This window comes from Caballeronia sp. 11_S32 (assembly GCF_056930355.1).
The window spans coordinates 1188320-1205534 of the sequence record NZ_JBXOWH010000001.1 but is presented as its reverse complement, the minus strand read 5'-3'; the positions used below and the strand labels follow the sequence as shown (position 1 = coordinate 1205534).

Sequence of the window (17215 nt, the reverse complement as noted above, 5' to 3'; positions counted from 1 at the left end):
GCACGAGTGAAAAGGAGACAAGATCATGCGGTACGTAGTCGGTCCAGTGAGTGATTTTCCGCCGGGTTCATCGACCATCGTCTATCCGGACAAAGTGAAGAGCGGTATCGGTGTCTTTAATGTAGGCGGTCAGTTCTACGCATTGAAGAACACCTGCCCGCACATGGGTGGTCCGTTGTGCAAGGGAAGGGTGCGCGGTACTTCACAGGCGGAGTTGCCGGCGGATGGCTTGCCTGAAATGCACTGGGTGCGCGACGGCGAGATTGTGGCTTGTCCGTGGCATCACTGGGAATTCGAAATCAAAACCGGCCGCACGATTTTCGAGTCCAGGCAGAAAGTGCGCAGCTATCCGGTGAAGGTCGAGTCGCCGGAAGAACTCGAGCGGTTGAAAGCGGGTGTGGAAACGGTGCCCGTTTCGATTGAAGGCGCCACGGTCGTTCTCGAAGTCTGAGCGATCCGGCAAGGATCGCGAGCACTTCTCGACGGACGAGGCTCATCGATTTCATGAGGCTCGTCCATTCACTGAGGGTTTGTCATGTCTGAACGCGACTTCGAACTTGTGATCACCCGCAAGGACGTGGTGGCCGATGGAGTCCATCGTCTGACGTTTGCGCGCCAGGACGGCGCCGATCTCCCGGGTTGGGAGCCCGGCGCACATGTGGACCTCCATTTCGCTTCCAAAGGCGTGGAGTATGTGCGGCAGTATTCCTTGTGTGGGCAAACCAGCGACCGAGGCCACTGGCAGGTAGCCGTGCGGCTCGCATCGGACGGCCGCGGAGGATCGGCTCATATCCATGAAGGCATCGCGGAAGGGGACACGATTCGTGTATCGGGACCGCGCAACAACTTTCCGCTCGTGCCTGCAAAGCGCTACCTGTTCATCGCGGGTGGAATCGGCATCACGCCCATCCTGCCCATGATCGCCGACGTCTCCGCAGCAGGCGCGGACTGGCGCCTTCTGTACTGCGGACGTTCGGCCGAGTCGATGGCCTTTGTGGACGACGTTCGCGCGATCGGTGGCGACCGGGTCTCGCTTCACGAAAGCGATAGCCGTGGACAGGCAGACTTGAGCGCGCTCATCGCTCAGTCCGATCCGGACACGGTTCTCTATTGCTGCGGCCCGGAGCCAATGCTCAACGCGATCGATGAGGGCTGCGCCGAATGGCCGAGCGAACGCGTCCACTACGAGCGGTTCTCTGCCCGAGCCGACGGGTCCATCGACGAAGACACTTCATTCGAAGTCGAATTTGCCCGTTCCGGCGTCATAGCGACGGTGCCGCCGGGTTGCTCGATCCTGGAAAAGGCCGAGGAGCTTGGCGTGGAGATCGACTCCTCTTGCCAGGAAGGTGTGTGCGGCTCGTGTGAGACCCGAGTGATTTCGGGCGCGCCTGATCACCGCGACTCGGTGCTGAGCGCGAAAGAGCGGGCCGCGGGACAGACCATCATAGTGTGTGTTTCGAGATCGTGCTCGGCTCGCCTCGTGCTTGACGCGTAACCCCGGGAACATGGCGACTTTAATTCGAGTTGCGCACGGACCAACAAAAGATTGGAGTATTTATCAATGGCTGATTTGACGACTGAAAAAACTGAAACGTCGAGCGGTGAGACACTGCCGCGCCACCGTCGCGTCCTGCAAGAGTCGGGGCCGGCCGCAGGCCGGATCAAGGGCATCAATCACCTCGTCCTCTTCACGCATGACATGAACGAAGGCGTGCGATTCTATCGGGACATCTTGGGCATGCGTGTCGTTCGAACCGTTCGCTTCACCACCACGGGTGAAGGCCTGCGTTCGGCCGCGCATCATTCGAGCGGCTCAGCCGTCAAGCCGGCCGATTCGTCGCCCGTGGCGGTGAATATCTCGCTGCGGCAGGTTTTCTTCGAAATGGGCAACGGCGAGCTCTTTTCGCTTTACGAGGCGCCCGGTGTCGCGAAGCGTCCGCCGGCACCCGTGAGCTCAGTGCTGTGGCCCGCCGCGGTGAAGGCGCGATGGAGCAAGCCGGTCGAGCCGCAGAAGCTGGATCATCTGTCCTTCGACGTGCCGAAGCATGCCGACGTGGAGTGGTTTCGTGAGCACTTGCTCGCCAGCGGCATTCCGGTGTCTGAAGTCTCGGAACGACGCGGTGTGAACAACACCCATCGATTCATTTCCTCCATTTACTTCGCGGACCCCAGCGGCAACCCGCTGGAAATCTCGTCCTTCGATTCGCAGGACACAGCATGGCAATCGTACGACTTCTCGGACTGGCTCATGGACGAAGATCCGGTACCCGCGCTGCTCGAAGGCGCGCCTGATGAAGTCCCACCGCATGTTCCGAACTGGGTGCAAGCATCGAAGGGATGAATAGTGATGGATTTCGAGGAAGTCGCGGGCTGGGGCGCGGAGAGTTGGGAGCACGACGTCACTGGCGTCGCGCTCGATTCTGAAGACCGCGTGTATGTGTTGCGACGTGGCGCAGATGCCATCACCGTCTTGAGCCCCGATGGAACCGTCCTGAATCGCTGGGGCAACGATTGCTTCTCGAACCGTCCCCACCTTATCTCGATCGGCAGCGATGACAGGATCTACATCGCTGACGATGGCGCCCACCGAGTCTTCGTGTTCGACCTCTCTGGGCGCCTGCTCGAGGCCATCGGTAGCGGCGTCCCATCGGAAACCGGTTATGACGCGACAGCGCCGGGCGCGGAGGCCGCTTACGAACGAATGAAGGGTGGCCCGCCGTTCAACAGGCCGACCAAGGTCGCGCCGGCAAGCGATGGCGAATTGTTCATCAGCGACGGCTATCGCAATTGCCGGATTCACCGCTTCTCCGCGAACCGCCGACATGTTTGTTCCTGGGGAGAGGCTGGAGCGGAGGCAGGGTGTTTCGTGATTCCGCACAGCGTCGTGATCGATAGCGCAGGTCGCGTTGTCGTTTGCGACCGGGAAAACGACCGGATCCAGATCTTTACGCGAGAGGGCCAACTGCTCGAGATATGGACCAACGTTCAGAGACCGACCGACGTGGCCTTCGATCAGCGTGGATATGTGTACATGACCGAGCTCCCGCGAGGCCCCAAAGATCTGAAGTCCTGGCGGCTCGGGCGGGCGGAGGAAGAGTTGCCGGGGCGAGTGACGATTCGCTCGGCGGATGGCTCCATCAAAACGTTCTTGACTTGTCCTGGCGTGCAATTTCTCGCGCCACACGCGATTGCGGTCGACTCGACAGGTGCGATCTACGTTGCCGAAGTGCCCGAGTCGTTTTCGAGCTACACCGGCAGACCGCAGGTTCCGCATCGTTGTCTGCGAAAGTTCAGACCGCGATAGCTAAATCCGCCGCTGTCTTATCAGGAAAGGATCAAACATGACCAAAGTGGGCGACATGTTGCCCGATGCGAAACTCTTCGAATTCATCGAAGAGGCGTCAGACGGCTGCCCGGTTGGACCCAACGCGTTCTCGACGCGCGAACGGAGCGCTGGCAAGCGCGTGGTGATCTTTGGATTGCCCGGTGCGTTCACGCCAACGTGCTCGGCCAGACACGCGCCGGGTTACGTCGACAAGGCGTCGGCGCTGTTCGCGGCCGGTATCGACGAAATATGGTGTGTCTCGGTCAATGATGCGTTTGTGATGGGCGCATGGGGACGCGATCTTCGAGCCGCGGGCAAGGTGAAGATGGTCGCCGACGGCTGTGCGCACTTCACGACTGCGCTCGGACTGGTTCAGGATCTGACCGAACGCGGCATGGGACTCAGGTCCAGGCGCTACGCGATGATAGTCGACGACGGCGTGGTCAAGACGCTCAATGTCGAAGACGCGGGGAAGTTTGAGGTCAGCGACGCTGAGAGCATCCTCGCGACGTTGCGCCATAGCTAATCAGGGACGTTCAAGAAAATGAGCCTGAAGGAACAACTCAAGGACCCGGCACTGTTGCGTCATGCAGCCTACATCGACGGTGAATGGCAGCAGGCCGACAATGGCGCAACGTTCGACGTGCGCGATCCGTCGAACGGAGCGTCGCTGGGCCCGGTGCCGAAGATGGGGGCGAGCGAGACGCGTCGTGCCATCGATGCCGCGAACGCGGCCTGGCCGGCATGGCGCAAGAAGACGGCCAAGGAACGGGCCGTCATCATGCGCCGCTGGTACGATTTGATGATCGAGAGCGCCGACGACCTCGCCCTCATTCTCACGACCGAGCAGGGCAAGCCGCTTGCCGAGGCGAAGGGCGAGATCGCCTATGCAGCGTCCTTCATCGAATGGTTCGCGGAAGAGGGCAAGCGGGTGGCCGGTGATACCCTCGCCACGCCCGCGTCCGACAAGCGCATCATCGTGACGAAGGAGCCGATAGGCGTTTGCGCGGCCATCACACCGTGGAATTTTCCCGCTGCGATGATTACGCGCAAGGTCGGTCCGGCGCTTGCCGCGGGTTGTCCTATCGTGGTCAAGCCCGCCGAGGCGACGCCCTTCTCGGCGTTCGCGCTAGCCGCGCTGGCCGAGCGCGCTGGAATACCCAGGGGCGTGCTCAACATCCTCACGGGCGACCCGAAGGAAATCGGTCAGGAAATGACGAGCAATCCGGTCGTGCGCAAACTGTCGTTCACCGGATCGACAGCGGTCGGGCGCCTCCTCATGGCGCAAAGCGCGCCCACGGTCAAGAAGGTGACGCTCGAACTTGGCGGCAACGCGCCATTCATCGTGTTCGAGGACGCCGATATCGATGCCGCGGTGCAGGGCGCGATGGCATCGAAGTATCGCAACAGCGGACAAACCTGCGTCTGCACGAACCGCTTTTACGTGCATGAGCGCGTCTACGAGGCCTTCGGACAAAAGTTATCCGAGGCGGTCAGGAAGTTGAAGATCGGCCGGGGCACGGACGACGGCGTCATGCTTGGACCGCTCATCGACGAGAGGGCGGTGGAGAAGGTGGAGATGCACATCGAAGATGCGGTTTCGAAAGGCGCATGCGTCACGACGGGCGGCAAGCGACATGCACTCGGATTCGGCTTCTTCGAGCCGACCGTGCTCATGGGCGTTACATCGGACATGAAGGTGGCGAAGGAAGAGACTTTCGGCCCGCTCGCGCCGATCTTCAAGTTCACGACCGACGACGAAGCCGTGCGCCTGGCCAACGATACGGAGTTCGGACTGGCCGCCTATTTCTATAGCCGCGATGTTGCGCGAGTCTACCGGGTAGCCGAAGCCCTGGAATACGGTATGGTCGGAATCAATACCGGCTTGTTGTCGAATGAGGTCGCACCGTTTGGCGGTGTGAAGCAATCCGGTCTTGGCCGAGAGGGGTCGCGTTACGGTATCGATGACTACGTCGTCATCAAATATATGTGCCTTCAGGTTTGAGCGGTTGCCAGGTGAGTCATTCGCACAGGTGCGAATTACTCACGCGTCTCGATGATTCTCTTGATGAGCGATAAGCCCTTCTGCAATTCTTGCCGCTCATCCGCGGATAGCTTTTCGAGGATCACGGCGTTCAACCAGTCTTCCCGCACCGCGAATATGTTCTCGAGTGTCTTGCTGCCTTTCTTCGTGAGTTGAATGATCGTCGCTCGACCGTCAGTGGGGTGGGGCTTGCGGCCTACCAAGCCTGCTTTTTCCAGCGCCTGGACGGTGAGAGACATCGATTGCGGGCGCACGCGCTCGGCCGCTGCAAGGTCGTTGATGCTCATCGTTCCCTGGCGCTGAAGGTGCCCCAGCACCGTAAGCTGCGAGAGCGGCGGACCAGACTCGACCCGAATGAGTCTGGCGCCCCGTCCTAAAGTCTCGCGAAGATCGAACGCGAGTTCCGCAACCGAATCCCGATTTTTCAGCATGTTTGATAAGACTTTCCGTTGCGTGGCGCTCTTGTTGGAACGCAGCGTGGTCAAAACGATAAATTTAGCATATGCTCGAGCGCCGTCCGGCGAGGAAGCGGCGGATAAAGAACGACGCTCCCGGCTTCTGACATTACCTGTTCACGAAACGACTATTCCCCGCGCCCGAAGGCTTCTTCGCCCGGCCGTCAGCGAGTCCAGCAACCTGTCACGCGCCGCACTGATGTGCTTCTGCGTAAGCTCGATTGCTTTGTCCACCTGACCCTTCTGCAGCGCTTTCAACACTGCCCGATGTTCGGTCGTGCCGGGGTGCAAGGCATCGTTCTCGATCCAGCGCACGCGCAGCAAGCGGGTCATGCAATCGGCGATGCCACGCGTCACGAACTCATTGCGCGCAAGTCCGCCGATCCTGAGGTGAAACTGTCGCGCCGCATTGTCCCGCTCCTCCGGCGTGGACGTCGGACCGATCGAATCGAGGATAGCCTCGATCTCGGACAGTTCCGCGGAAGTCGCTGAAGGGCCGCCGAGGCGCAGTGCGGCGACCTCCAGAATCTCGCGGTAGACGAACAGTTGTCTGACTTCATCGAGGTCGATGGGCGGGATCATCCACGCGCGTCCATTGCGACTGACGAGCCCCTCTGCCTCGAGCCGAAGCAGCGCCGTGCGAACGGATGTCCGCGATGTCTGAAACTGCGCTTCCAGCCAGCGTTCGGTCAAGCGCTCGCCTGGGCCAATATCCATATCCAGGATCATCCTTCGAAGCTGCTCTTCGACCAGCTGTGTCTGCGTCGTCAACCTGCACCTCCACTCTTGCGCATCGCCGAAATCTCGTTGAACTGTTGTGCTCCAACTTGGTGTACCAAATCAGTGTACCATGCTGGGTTGAAACCCTTCCGTGACCGCCAAGTATATGGATTCTGACCAACCCGAGGTGCATTGGCTGCGCAATCTCGCGATCTGCCTCTTTGGTTCGTTTGAGACCGTCTACCGCGCAAGCCTCGGGTATCGAAGGAACAGCGCAAGGGCGGACGGTCGCAAGTACCGCAAAAGGGCGTGGTCGTCGCCATGCTTGGCACCGGCCTCCTTCTCATGGTGGCCAATATGTCGATTGAGCCAATCATCACGGTTTATGTCGCGACTCTGGTTCAGGACCCGGCTCACATCACCCTCGTTTCAGGCCTTGTGATGTCGACTGCCGCGCCCGGAAGTATTGTCTCTGCCTCCCAGCTCGGTAAGGTTGCCGATAGTATCGGGCATTCAAAGGTCATCATCTTCGCGCTCACGGCTGCGGGACTGCTGACGTCCCGGATAGCTTCGTGGGGACCGCCATGGGCTATTCGCTGTCGTCGCAATTCGCAGGGCAGGTCTCGGGGCCGCTGATCGGCGGATTCATCGGCGGACAAATCGGATTGAAGGCGGTGTTCCTTGGAACTAGCCTTCTCCTGCTTCTTGGCGCCATGTGCAATTGGAAAGTCGCTGGAATGCGCGTATGTGACTAGCGCATTCTTTTTTAATTCTACTGAAAGAGGTCTCGATGTCGGAATTGCTATCCATCAATCCGAAGACGTCCGCCTTGCTGCTGATGGATTTTCAAGGATTTGTTCTCGACAATTTTCTGAAGCCAAATGCCGCCAGCGAGGTCGTGAGCAATGCATCCAAACTTCTCGACGCGTCGCGCTCCGTCGGCGTTTTCACCGCTCACGTGAAGGTCTCCTTTCGCCCGGGCTATCCCGAGATCAGCCCGCGCAACAAGCTGTTTTCCATGCTCAAGGAGAGCGGACTGGTCGATCCCGATGGCGAAGGCACGAAGATTCACCCTGATTTGACGCCGCAGAGTGCGGAGCCGGTCGTTTTGAAACACCGTATTGGAGCCTTCAGTGGAACCGATCTCGAATTGATGCTGCGCGCGCGAGGGATCGAGACGATCATCCTCGCGGGCGTCGCAACTTCTGGCGTAGTGCTGTCCACGGTTCGGCAGGCGTTCGATCTGGACTACCAGCTCGTGGTGGCAAATGACGCCTGCGCGGATGGCGACGAACAGGCTCACACCTTTCTGATAGAGAAGGTGTTGCCTCAGCAAGCCGCGGTCATGCCGACCGCTGATATCGCGAGTGCCTTGCGATGCCGACTTGAATAAGCGGAAGTCGTTAGATTCGATGTCGGCATCGCGGGCGAATCGCCAGTTCGAAGAGCACCCATCCGGGTCTCGACTAACCTCGACTAACGAAAGCCGAAGACTGAGACCTTCTTCCCCTCGAAGCTCTCTTGCACGCCTTGCTGGCAATTCGGTGGACACTTTACGCTGCCGTCCGCGCTGGAGCCTGCCACGGTGACCGCTCTGTAGACAACGGATTCGATGAGCGTCCCGTCCGACGCGACGACGATGTTCAGATCCGTCTCCACACCGGCCGGCACGGCTCCCCCGGCGGTATAGATGATCTTCATGGTGCCCGTGCAATCGTGGTGCACCGTGTAGGCGCCCATCTGGTTCGGATTGAACGTGGTCTGCCCGCCCTTCGGCAGCCCGCCGATAACCCCGAAGTCGGTGCGAGTGAAATGGCCAACACCGTCGAATGTCACCAGGGCGACGTCATCGAGTATCGACGGGGAAGCGTACGGATGTACCAAACCATCATCGCCTATCAATCCGAGAATCACTCCGTGACCGATGAAACCATACGCGCCCCTTAGCGTTTCGTTCGAACAATGGCCGCCGTCGGCATGCGCCGCGCCGCTCAGCGAGAGAAGGACAATGGCTGCTGCCGAAGCAATGCTTGAATGCTTGATCTTCACGGTCATCTCCTTGCCAGCGAATCGGGCGCTCGAGATCACGGCGCAGAAGAATGTCGTCGAGCTCGGTTCAGCACCCAATTCAAAGTGAATAAAAGAATGCCGCAGTGAATCCCGGCTGCCGCCGTTTGCGGAGGAAGCAATGAGAACGAGTGGCGGTAGTTTGTGGCCGGGCGTTCTGACGTGTCGAGGCCAGAGCCGAGGCGCGGGATCGGTAATGAACGGCGAAACGCCTCACCGAGCCGTTAGTTTCGCTCGGCGTCGGCGGACACGCGCAGAAGACGTGCACGAAAGTCCGCGCAAGTGTGACTTCGTGAGTCAGCCATGCATCAAGGGCGCATAGCAAAAAATAGTGTAATCCACGATCTTCGGAAGTGCCAATCAGATTTCGGGAAAGTCACAGGGCGTTACGCATCGCATGATGTGAATGGTGATCTCGCTGTGTAGCGAATGCATCGATGATGGCTCGAAGACCGGACAGCGCACAGGTAAGGATGAACCTTGCACTCTGTAACCTTCTATTGATTGGGTATCCATAGCATCATACGAAGTAGTCGCTGGTTTGCATTCGTCTGCAACGCGAACTGACTCTTGAGATCGCGGTCAATCGAGTGTTCCACGGATCGTTGCTCCGCACGCGCGTGAGTGAATCCTCGAGCAGATCACGCCACCAGCGCCATCGAAACATCGGTTGCGGCATTCTCAGGTAAGCAGGTAATGCATGCACTGACTTTGTGCGCGAAGTGTATCGATCAGCCATTCGGCGGCAGCGGCGGAGAGGCCCCCACTCTTCCTTGCGAGCCAACATGCGTAGAATGGCTACGCTGCTCTTGTTCTTCATTCCCGTTCAACAGGACATCTCATGCTGCAGCCATTCGCGTCTTCAGATTCGTTCACCATTGGCGTCGAACTCGAGGTTCAGGTCGTTAATACGCATGACTACAATCTGACGAAGGCAACCACGGAACTGCTGGGTCGAGTAAAAGAGGAAAGCTTTGCGGGGGCGATCAATCCGGAGACCACAGAAGGGATGATCGAGTTGTCCACTGGAGTGTGCAGGAGCTTTGATCAGGCGAGAAGCGAGTTGCAGGTTCTTCGCGACACGCTGGTACGGGCCGCCGACTTTCTGAATGTCGGAGTCTGCGGAGGAGGGACAAACTTCTTCCAGAACTGGTTCGACCAGCGTTCGGACGGACGCGAGCGCTCCGAGTACCTGATGGGACTGTACGGGGCCCTTTACCAGCAATTCACGATCTTCGGTCAGCACGTGCATGTAGGCTGTCCCGACGCTGACTCGGCGCTCGTTCTACTGCATTCGCTTTCGCGTTATGTTCCACACTTCATAGCCTTGGCCGCCTCTTCTCCTTTTGTACAAGGAAGCGACACGCAGTTTCAGTGCGCCCGGCTCAATTCGGTCGCACCATTCCCTCTGGCCGGCCAGGCTCCCTTCGTAACGAGGTGGTCCGAATTCGAACAATACTTCGATCGCATGACGAACACGGGTCTCGTCAAAAGTCTAAAAGACTTCTACTGGGACATTCGTCCGAGTCCAGGTTATGGCACGATCGAAGTTCGTGTCATGGATACGCCGCTGCGCGTTGAATGGGCAGCGGCGATCGCGGCCTATATTCAGGCGCTTGCTCGGTATCTTCTGGTCGACAGGCCTGCGCGCCTTAGCGAGCGGGATTACGAAGTCTATCGCACGAATCGGTTCATGGCATGTCGCTTTGGTCTGGACGGAACCTGCGTGAACCCGGAGACGCGGCATCGCGGTTCGATTCGAAGCGAGATTGTCGCCACGCTAGACGCGATCGAAGGTCATGCGCAGGTTCTCGGCGCAGAGGAAGGCCTCGAAATCATCAGGCGCAATCTGACCTCCGGCCTGAGCGATGCTGACTGGTTGCGCCGCGTTTACGGTGCGCATGACTCGTTGCATGAAGTTGTCCGACAGCAGTGTCAGATATGGCGGGGAGCGCAGATGCTCGGCTAAGCTAAGACGGGGCCGCGCGCCCGGTGGAGGCGAAGAAAGTCGTTTGCACCGGAGTCCGAAAGATTCGCCCGGATAGATGCCGAGCTCGGTGTGCAGACCGCCGCCGAAAGGTAGTTTTCTTTTGTTCGAAAAAATGCCGCCCAGTGACCGTAATGCCGTTCGGTTGAACCTGGAGGGATCGGCATCAACCCGAGAAGGATGAGAGTGCCGAGGCTGCCTGACCATGCAGCCACCTTCGCAGCGTCGCGACCGGCTCAGGATGAAGCGGCTTGCGCGGCGTCACGATGTAAAACCCCGCTCCAGTGAACAGTTCTCCATCGCCCACGCGTATCAGGCGGCCGGCGGCGATATCCCGCGAAACGAAAGCCGGATGCGCGAGCGCGATACCCTGTCCTTCCATTGCTGCGTCGACGGCGAGCGACGTCTGATTGAAGCGGATATTCTTTCGGCGCGAGGTGCTTTGCTGTTCGTTCACACGTGCGAGAAATTGCGGCCACATCGGGTGCGCATCGTGAAGCAGGGCAACGTCGTCAGGAAACCGATTGTGATCTCGCGGGTGGCCTCGCACCAGTTCCGGATGCGCTACCGCGATGAGCACGTCCTCGAACAGCAGGTCCGCCGTAAGACCGGGACCGAACGGCGGCGAACCGTAGCGCACCGCGATGTCCACGCCGTCAGCGTGAAAGTGGGACAACCGGTCCGACGCGACGATGCGCAGATCGATACCGGGGTGCGCGTTCGTGAAACCCGGCAGTCGCGGGATGAGCCACTTGGCGGCAAACGTCGGCGTCACACTGATTGCGATCTTCAGCGACTGCGGACGGATTGCGCGAGTCGCGTCGATCAGCAGGTCGAACGCGCGCCGCACCGTCGACGCATAGAGCTGGCCATTCTCCGTCAGGATCAGCGCGCGAGGGCGGCGCTCGAATAGTTTCACGCCAAGATCGCTTTCCAGACCGCGTATATGCTGGCCGACGGCGCCTTCGGTCACGCCGAGATCCTCCGCCGCGCGCCGGAAGCTCAAGTGTCGGCTCGCCGCCTCGAAGGCGCGCAACGCATTAAGCGAAGGAAGGGGGGCGTTCGAATCGTTCATGTAGTAGTTTTTCTCCTGCAAGTCGCCAGAAAAACTATCGCTTATGGGTAGGAAGTAAGTGCTACGCTTCTATCGGGTCTGCATTCGCGCACACGCGGTCACAATACCACCGCGCTAAAGGAGCTTCCATTATGACGATAGAAAAAGTGGCTGTTATCGTGGCCGCGGGCAGCGGCATGGGCGCTGCGACCGCCCGTCGGCTGGCGTCCGACGGCTATCAGGTTGCGGTCCTGTCTTCTTCCGGAAAGGGCGAAGCACTGGCCAACGAATTGGGGGGTGTCGGCGTAACTGGATCGAACCAGTCGAACGCGGACCTGGAGCGCCTGGTGGCGCTGACGATGGAGCGCTGGGGGCGCATCGATGTGCTCGTCAACGGCGGCGGTCATGGTCCGCGCGCGCCGCTGCTGGAGATCTCCGACGACGACTGGCATAAAGGCATGGACACGTACCTGATGAACGTGATCCGCCCGACGCGTATCGTGACCCCGATCATGCAAAAGCAGGGCGGCGGGGTCATCGTGAACATCTCCACTGCCTGGGCGTTCGAGCCCAGCGCGCTGTTCCCGACGTCGACAGTGTTTCGCGCGGGTCTTGCCGCTTATACCAAGCTGTTTGCGACCGAACAGGCGGCATTCAATATCCGGATGAACAACATTCTGCCGGGCTGGATCGACAGCCTGCCGGCCACCGATGAACGCCGCGACAGCGTCCCACTGAAGCGGTATGGCAAGGCGGAAGAAATCGCCGCGACAGTCGCGTTCCTCGCATCGGACGGGGCTGCTTACATCACCGGTCAGAACATCCGCGTGGACGGCGGCGTTACCCGGTCGGTCTGATTGCGGACGGGGCCGTGTCAACATCGGCGATCGAGCAGGTATTGCGAGCAGCGTGGTCTACGCTGGCCGCTACGGCGAACCCGCTAACGCCGCGTTCGCCGTTCACGATGCTGGGTCTCGCGGCCATTGGTATCGACGGTAGCCCCGGACGCGTACCGTGGTGCTACGGGGCGTCGGCGCCGTCGCTGTCACCGTCGTGTTCTACGCCGACGCGTGCTCGACCAAGCGCTCAGAAATCGCGCGATGACCGTGTTGCGCTGCTCGCATGCGATCCCGGCGCGGGAATCCAAATCCGGCTCGAGGCGCGGGCAATCGTCTCGCCGCACAATAGCGTCACGAAGGCGTATTGGGATTCGGCACGCGAGCGAAGTCAAAGCGGCTAGCAGGCGGGGAATTGACCGTTGTCTGCCATTGGCCGGCTTCGACTTCGCGACGTCGAAGCGGCCGCTACACTCGCCACAGCGACATTGATGTCGTTCACAGTTGTCTCAGCACCTAGGCGCTGATAACGCCATATCTGTTGGAAGCCAGAGCGTCGGTGCTCTGCAGGCAGACTGCGGATTACTTCGCAGAGGTCTTCTCGACCGCTAAGACGACCCATTGTCCGCCCTGTTCTTCATAGAGCGTTGCTGAGGCATTCTTGAGATCACCGGTCTGAGTAAAAGCGATAGTCCCGGTCACTCCACCGAAGGAATTCGTTTTCAAAGCTTTGATGTATATCTTGGGGTCGGTGGAGTCGGCCGCTTTCATCGCGTTGATCATTGCCCATGCGGCGTCGTAGGCGAGGGGAGCGAACTGCACGATTCCCACGCCAAACCGAGCCTTCAGCTTGGCGTCGAGTTCGGCCGCCCGAGGCATCCGGTCCCGCGGAAGCCCGTATTCCCAACTGAGCATTCCTTTCGCGCCTTGCCCGGCAAGCTGAAGGAAATGCTCGTTCGTGAATCCACCTTCTCCCATGAATCTGGCCTTGATGCCAAGCTGGCGGATCTGCTTCGCCAGACCGGCGGCTTGAATGTCCTGACCGACATAGAAGATCAAGTCGGGGTTCAAGCCCTTGATCGTTGTGAGCAACGCCCGGAAGTCGATGGAGTTTGCTGTGGTGTATTGCCACGAGACGAGTTTCGCGCCACGCTTCTGGATAGCCTTGACGTATTCCGTGACAAGGTTTGTGCCGTAGTCGGTGCTGTCATCGATAACCGCGATACGCTTCGCCTTCAACTGTTCCACTGAGTAGTTCGCGGCAAGCAACGCCATCTGATCGTCGTTGCTGATCGTCCGGAACGTGGTCTCGAACCCTTGCGCGGTGTACGACGGCGAACTCGACGTCGGCGAAATCTGTGGAATGCCAGCGCGCCGGTACACTGACGATGCCGCTACGGAGCATCCGGAATTGTAGTGACCAATGACGCCACTCACACCTTCGTCGACGAAACGCTGGGCGACCAGCACGGCTGTCTTGGGATCGGCGGCATCGTCCTGGCCGTCGATCTCGAATGCGATTTTCGCGCCGCCAATGACGAGTCCTTGCGCGTTCGCTTCCTCGAAGGCGAGACGAGCGGCATTCTCTTCATCCTTTCCGTTGGACGCCGAGAACCCAGTCAGAGGCGCAGCGATTCCGATCTTCACAGACTTGATCTCTTCGGACTGCGCGGTCCTCGCCACGCTTACGCCCGCGATCAGAACATAAGCAAACGCTACCAGTACATTACGACGATACATCGATCCTCCGGGAACGTTGTTCTAGCTTTGCCAAAGACCGATCAGTCCAGTCTGCCGCGACGTGGTTTCAGGTTCTTGAGGCGCCCTGTGGGACTTAACGGGTTCGTGCCGATTTCCGGGCTGTCGAGACTCAGCAGATGAGCGATAAGCTTCTTTCCTTCCGTCATATTGTGCGCTTCGGATAGCTTGCCAGCCTCTTCGGCGTCTTCGGCTAGAATGGCGACGGTGATCGGCCGATGTTGTTCGATGATGGCATCACCAGTCTCGACGAGTGAATCGCTGGAACGAATGTAGATGCGGATTTGCCGCTCGATCACTTCATATTGGTCCTTCAGTCGCCCATGCTCGGAGAGGTCGATGATCGTCTTGTGAAACGCGAAATCCGCTTCCGCAATGACGCGCCTGTTCGACGATGCGCAGCTACGCTCGAGCGCGGCGAAGCAGGCGCGGATCTTCTCACGCTTGCGGGCATTCAGCGTGGACGCAACGAGTTGAGCCGCGAGACGCTCAAGGCTCGATCTCAGCGTATAAAGCTCCCATACGTCCTTCGGCGCCAATTTGATGACGGTCCATCCTGTGTACGGGACGAGCGTTGTCAGTCCTTCCTTCGCCAATTGATGGAGAGCGGCACGAACGGTCGCTCGCGATAGGTCCATCTCCTCGGAAAGCTGAATCTCGGTGATGCGGGCGCCGGCTGGCAAATCCCCGCTGATGATCGACTCGCGAAGAATATCGACAGCTTGAGATCCCATCGACTGCTTCACAACCTTGCGCACGTTTAGAACTGAAGACATAAGGCTTGGACTCACCGATTAAATACGCGACTTCGTCGGGCACGTTGGGCTTTTCATCGACATGACGCCGCCACCGGCCGCCGCCAATCATTGTAGCCAATCGACAACTAGCGGTGCTGCCCTTGGAACCCGTATCGGTCTGCTCGACTCGTTCAGAAAGAAGAGTACAATTGTCGGCATTACGTCGACAAGAGTGCGAACAATCCCTGCTCTGCGACAGACACGGTGGAAGGACGAAATGACAAAAGCGACGGCAGGAGAGGTTCAAAGCCCCAGGGAGACGGGCACGGCGCGTGTGTACGTCACTTTGCGCAATGAAATTCTGACGATGAAACTCGCGCCGGGCACGCATCTCGACGAGCTCGGCGTCGCCGAGCGTTTCGGCGTTTCTAGATCGCCGGTGCGTGAGGCACTCGTGCGCTTGTCCGCGGAAGGTCTCGTCACGATCTTGCCCAATCGAGGCAACGTGGTCACTCCCATGGACTTCGGACGTGTACCTGAATTTCTGGACGCTCTGGATCTGTTGCAGCGCGTTACCACCCGTCTCGCCGCTTTGCACCGGACGGATGAGGATCTTCGGAAGATCCAGCTTGCGGCGAAGGCCTACGAGAAGGCCGCGGCACTCAGCATCAAGAAGCGCAACAGTCTGGATGTGATCGAGACGAACTACGAATTTCACATGGCGGTTGCCAAGGCTGGCCGCAACGTCTACTTCGCTGACCTGTATCGCAGGCTCCTCGAAGAAGGACGACGCATGCTCAATCTGCACTTTCAATTTCAGACGTTGGCAAACGTCAGTTCCGAGGAAATGGCGAGCGATCATACGGATATGGTGGCCGCAATCGAAGCGGGCGATGCCAATGCAGCCGAGGCCGCGGCACACCAGCACGCCGTGCAATTCAAGGGGCGTTTCATGCAGTTTCTTGACAGGAACCTGACGGCGGAAATGCCTGTTGCCTACCCCGCCAAGTAAGGCGGCTCGAGGCACATGCTTACCTCACGAAGACCTCGTCGGCCGGTTGTGGCGAAAACGCGAGCCGGCCGCGAAATATGACGTCGAAGCCGGCGTCGTCTCTCAGGTCTGTTCGGCGCGCGCATTCGCGTTGACCGCAACCAGGCGGCCTCCGACCGCCCAACTCGCGTGTGCTACCTCGTCGAAAACAATCTGCACGTCGGCCGCCGTACATCGGGCGATGCGTGCGGTTTCGCGCGTGAGTACGTCGGCGAGTTCAGATTTCTGCTCGAGCGTCCTGCCTGCGAGCATTTGTACATGGATGATAGGCATTGCGGTTCCTTCAGCGAATTCCAGGCGGTCGTTAATCGGGCTGTGATGCAAAGGCGAGATAGGCGGTGGAGGCAAGCCATCCACAATCGATGGGTAATGTCACGCCCGTAATCGCGGCTGCTTCGTTCGAACAGAGGAAGAACACGGCATCAGCGACTTCTGACGGCTTGACGAAACGGCGCAGGGCCGAGCGCTCGATAACCGCCGCCGGATCACGCTGCCCGCTGTCGATACGGGCCTGCATGGCCTGAGTCAAGGTGTAGCCCGGCGCAACCGCATTGACCCGGACGCCGCGCGGCCCCCACTCGGCTGCCATCGTCTCGGTCAATGCCTTCAGTCCGGACTTTCCGACGGTGTAGGCGACTTGTGCAGAGGAGCGAAACGTCGTCATCGAGCAAAGGTTGATGACTGATCCGCGACCTGCTTCACACATGAAGGCGCCAAAGGCACGCGATGCGATCAGAGTTCCACGAACGTTGATCTGGAAGAGACGATCGAACTCGGCAAGATCCATATCCAGAACGCGCACGGCGTTCTGAAGGATGCCTCCCGCGTTTATGAGGGCGACGGGCGCGCCAGATTGCGCAATCACCTTGGACGCGAATGCCGCGACAGACTCCTCGCTCGCAAGGTCGACGTGATGGAAATGAGCGTCGCACTCTGCATGCCGCAACTCACTGGCTACACGATTGCCACCGTCTGAGTTCACGTCCGCCAGCACCACGCGATACCCGGCATGCGCAAAGCGACGCGCGCAGGCTTCGCCAATTCCACTGGCGCCGCCGGTTACGACGACGACCTCCCGATTCTTCTCCATATTCACCTCACGAATGCGCCGAAGTTGGCTCGAAATTCTGTCAAATTTCAGTCGATCTAATGCCGACAATCGTCACATCGACAGACTGAAC

The 17215-nt window shown here is 59.4% G+C and carries 18 protein-coding genes and 1 pseudogene; 11 read left to right on the top strand and 8 right to left on the bottom strand.

The genetic code is table 11. From position 1 onward, the window contains the following. The first annotated feature begins 25 nt into the window (after positions 1–25). From AC1Z32_RS05525 to AC1Z32_RS05500, 6 genes are all read left to right on the top strand, one after another. Positions 26–451, top strand: a complete 426-nt coding sequence (locus AC1Z32_RS05525; RefSeq protein ID WP_483477684.1) for a Rieske (2Fe-2S) protein — start codon at positions 26–28, stop codon at positions 449–451. Positions 452–535: 84 nt separating this feature from the next. Beyond that, complete coding sequence (locus tag AC1Z32_RS05520; RefSeq protein WP_483477683.1) at positions 536–1495, top strand: PDR/VanB family oxidoreductase; 960 nt, start codon at positions 536–538, stop codon at positions 1493–1495. Positions 1496–1561: 66 nt separating this feature from the next. After that, positions 1562–2341: a VOC family protein gene (locus AC1Z32_RS05515; protein ID WP_483477682.1), complete on the top strand. Its 780-nt coding sequence runs from the start codon at positions 1562–1564 to the stop codon at positions 2339–2341. Positions 2342–2347: 6 nt separating this feature from the next. Next, positions 2348–3304, top strand: a complete 957-nt coding sequence (locus AC1Z32_RS05510; protein WP_483477681.1) for a peptidyl-alpha-hydroxyglycine alpha-amidating lyase family protein — start codon at positions 2348–2350, stop codon at positions 3302–3304. Between the two features lie 37 nt (positions 3305–3341). Next, positions 3342–3851 carry a redoxin family protein gene (locus AC1Z32_RS05505; protein ID WP_483477680.1) on the top strand — a complete coding sequence of 170 codons (510 nt, stop codon included), beginning with the start codon at positions 3342–3344 and terminating at the stop codon, positions 3849–3851. A gap of 18 nt (positions 3852–3869) precedes the next feature. Continuing rightward, positions 3870–5330: an NAD-dependent succinate-semialdehyde dehydrogenase gene (locus AC1Z32_RS05500; protein ID WP_483477679.1), complete on the top strand. Its 1461-nt coding sequence runs from the start codon at positions 3870–3872 to the stop codon at positions 5328–5330. Positions 5331–5365: 35 nt separating this feature from the next. On the opposite strand, the gene AC1Z32_RS05495 is transcribed toward AC1Z32_RS05500, so the two are convergent. Beyond that, the gene (locus AC1Z32_RS05495) at positions 5366–5800 is read right to left on the bottom strand and encodes a MarR family winged helix-turn-helix transcriptional regulator (RefSeq protein WP_483477678.1); all 435 of its coding nucleotides are present in this window, start codon (positions 5798–5800) and stop codon (positions 5366–5368) included. A gap of 141 nt (positions 5801–5941) precedes the next feature. Further along, positions 5942–6595, bottom strand: coding sequence for a GntR family transcriptional regulator (locus AC1Z32_RS05490; RefSeq protein ID WP_483477677.1), 654 nt, complete (start codon positions 6593–6595; stop codon positions 5942–5944). 192 nt (positions 6596–6787) lie between these two features. On the opposite strand from AC1Z32_RS05490, the pseudogene AC1Z32_RS05485 reads away from it, so the two are divergent. Beyond that, positions 6788–7299 (top strand): annotated as a pseudogene (locus tag AC1Z32_RS05485) (MFS transporter); the annotation flags it as partial. Positions 7300–7334: 35 nt separating this feature from the next. After that, entirely contained in the window at positions 7335–7937 is a 603-nt protein-coding gene (locus AC1Z32_RS05480; RefSeq protein WP_483477676.1) for a cysteine hydrolase family protein, read from the top strand. A gap of 83 nt (positions 7938–8020) precedes the next feature. Here AC1Z32_RS05480 and AC1Z32_RS05475 read toward each other — a convergent pair whose 3' ends face one another. After that, on the bottom strand, positions 8021–8593 hold the full coding sequence (locus tag AC1Z32_RS05475; RefSeq protein ID WP_483477675.1) for a hypothetical protein: 573 nt from the start codon (positions 8591–8593) through the stop codon (positions 8021–8023). A gap of 859 nt (positions 8594–9452) precedes the next feature. On the opposite strand from AC1Z32_RS05475, the gene AC1Z32_RS05470 reads away from it, so the two are divergent. Further along, on the top strand, positions 9453–10580 hold the full coding sequence (locus AC1Z32_RS05470) for a YbdK family carboxylate-amine ligase (RefSeq protein WP_483477674.1): 1128 nt from the start codon (positions 9453–9455) through the stop codon (positions 10578–10580). A 184-nt stretch (positions 10581–10764) separates the two neighbouring features. On the opposite strand, the gene AC1Z32_RS05465 is transcribed toward AC1Z32_RS05470, so the two are convergent. Beyond that, a complete protein-coding gene (locus tag AC1Z32_RS05465) occupies positions 10765–11673 on the bottom strand; it encodes a LysR substrate-binding domain-containing protein (RefSeq protein WP_483477673.1) in 909 nt (302 codons plus the stop codon). Between the two features lie 131 nt (positions 11674–11804). Here AC1Z32_RS05465 and AC1Z32_RS05460 point away from each other — a divergent pair, with 131 nt between their 5' ends. Continuing rightward, complete coding sequence (locus AC1Z32_RS05460) at positions 11805–12509, top strand: SDR family oxidoreductase (protein WP_483477672.1); 705 nt, start codon at positions 11805–11807, stop codon at positions 12507–12509. Positions 12510–13070: 561 nt separating this feature from the next. Here AC1Z32_RS05460 and AC1Z32_RS05455 read toward each other — a convergent pair. Then, positions 13071–14228 (bottom strand): branched-chain amino acid ABC transporter substrate-binding protein, encoded by a 1158-nt coding sequence (locus AC1Z32_RS05455; RefSeq protein ID WP_483477671.1) that lies wholly within the window; start codon positions 14226–14228, stop codon positions 13071–13073. Positions 14229–14269: 41 nt separating this feature from the next. Continuing rightward, a complete protein-coding gene (locus tag AC1Z32_RS05450) occupies positions 14270–15022 on the bottom strand; it encodes a GntR family transcriptional regulator (protein WP_483477670.1) in 753 nt (250 codons plus the stop codon). 238 nt (positions 15023–15260) lie between these two features. Here AC1Z32_RS05450 and AC1Z32_RS05445 point away from each other — a divergent pair, with 238 nt between their 5' ends. Continuing rightward, entirely contained in the window at positions 15261–15995 is a 735-nt protein-coding gene (locus AC1Z32_RS05445) for a GntR family transcriptional regulator (protein ID WP_483477669.1), read from the top strand. Between the two features lie 102 nt (positions 15996–16097). Here the strand turns inward: AC1Z32_RS05445 and AC1Z32_RS05440 are convergent, their stop codons facing one another. Then, positions 16098–16307, bottom strand: a complete 210-nt coding sequence (locus AC1Z32_RS05440; RefSeq protein WP_483477668.1) for a tautomerase family protein — start codon at positions 16305–16307, stop codon at positions 16098–16100. Positions 16308–16338: 31 nt separating this feature from the next. Further along, positions 16339–17124, bottom strand: coding sequence for an SDR family NAD(P)-dependent oxidoreductase (locus AC1Z32_RS05435; RefSeq protein ID WP_483477667.1), 786 nt, complete (start codon positions 17122–17124; stop codon positions 16339–16341). Positions 17125–17215: the final 91 nt, after the last annotated feature.

What these genes read in the sequence shown, in the direction of transcription:
- AC1Z32_RS05505 (WP_483477680.1), top strand. Translation starts at nt 3,342, where the DNA reads ATGACCAAAGTGGGCGACATGTTGCCCGATGCGAAACTCTTCGAATTC.
- AC1Z32_RS05455 (WP_483477671.1), bottom strand. Translation starts at nt 14,228, where the DNA reads ATGTATCGTCGTAATGTACTGGTAGCGTTTGCTTATGTTCTGATCGCG.
- AC1Z32_RS05525 (WP_483477684.1), top strand. Translation starts at nt 26, where the DNA reads ATGCGGTACGTAGTCGGTCCAGTGAGTGATTTTCCGCCGGGTTCATCG.
- AC1Z32_RS05515 (WP_483477682.1), top strand. Translation starts at nt 1,562, where the DNA reads ATGGCTGATTTGACGACTGAAAAAACTGAAACGTCGAGCGGTGAGACA.
- AC1Z32_RS05450 (WP_483477670.1), bottom strand. Translation starts at nt 15,022, where the DNA reads ATGTCTTCAGTTCTAAACGTGCGCAAGGTTGTGAAGCAGTCGATGGGA.
- AC1Z32_RS05495 (WP_483477678.1), bottom strand. Translation starts at nt 5,800, where the DNA reads ATGCTGAAAAATCGGGATTCGGTTGCGGAACTCGCGTTCGATCTTCGC.
- AC1Z32_RS05445 (WP_483477669.1), top strand. Translation starts at nt 15,261, where the DNA reads ATGACAAAAGCGACGGCAGGAGAGGTTCAAAGCCCCAGGGAGACGGGC.
- AC1Z32_RS05520 (WP_483477683.1), top strand. Translation starts at nt 536, where the DNA reads ATGTCTGAACGCGACTTCGAACTTGTGATCACCCGCAAGGACGTGGTG.
- AC1Z32_RS05440 (WP_483477668.1), bottom strand. Translation starts at nt 16,307, where the DNA reads ATGCCTATCATCCATGTACAAATGCTCGCAGGCAGGACGCTCGAGCAG.
- AC1Z32_RS05460 (WP_483477672.1), top strand. Translation starts at nt 11,805, where the DNA reads ATGACGATAGAAAAAGTGGCTGTTATCGTGGCCGCGGGCAGCGGCATG.
- AC1Z32_RS05500 (WP_483477679.1), top strand. Translation starts at nt 3,870, where the DNA reads ATGAGCCTGAAGGAACAACTCAAGGACCCGGCACTGTTGCGTCATGCA.
- AC1Z32_RS05480 (WP_483477676.1), top strand. Translation starts at nt 7,335, where the DNA reads ATGTCGGAATTGCTATCCATCAATCCGAAGACGTCCGCCTTGCTGCTG.
- AC1Z32_RS05470 (WP_483477674.1), top strand. Translation starts at nt 9,453, where the DNA reads ATGCTGCAGCCATTCGCGTCTTCAGATTCGTTCACCATTGGCGTCGAA.
- AC1Z32_RS05510 (WP_483477681.1), top strand. Translation starts at nt 2,348, where the DNA reads ATGGATTTCGAGGAAGTCGCGGGCTGGGGCGCGGAGAGTTGGGAGCAC.
- AC1Z32_RS05435 (WP_483477667.1), bottom strand. Translation starts at nt 17,124, where the DNA reads ATGGAGAAGAATCGGGAGGTCGTCGTCGTAACCGGCGGCGCCAGTGGA.
- AC1Z32_RS05465 (WP_483477673.1), bottom strand. Translation starts at nt 11,673, where the DNA reads ATGAACGATTCGAACGCCCCCCTTCCTTCGCTTAATGCGTTGCGCGCC.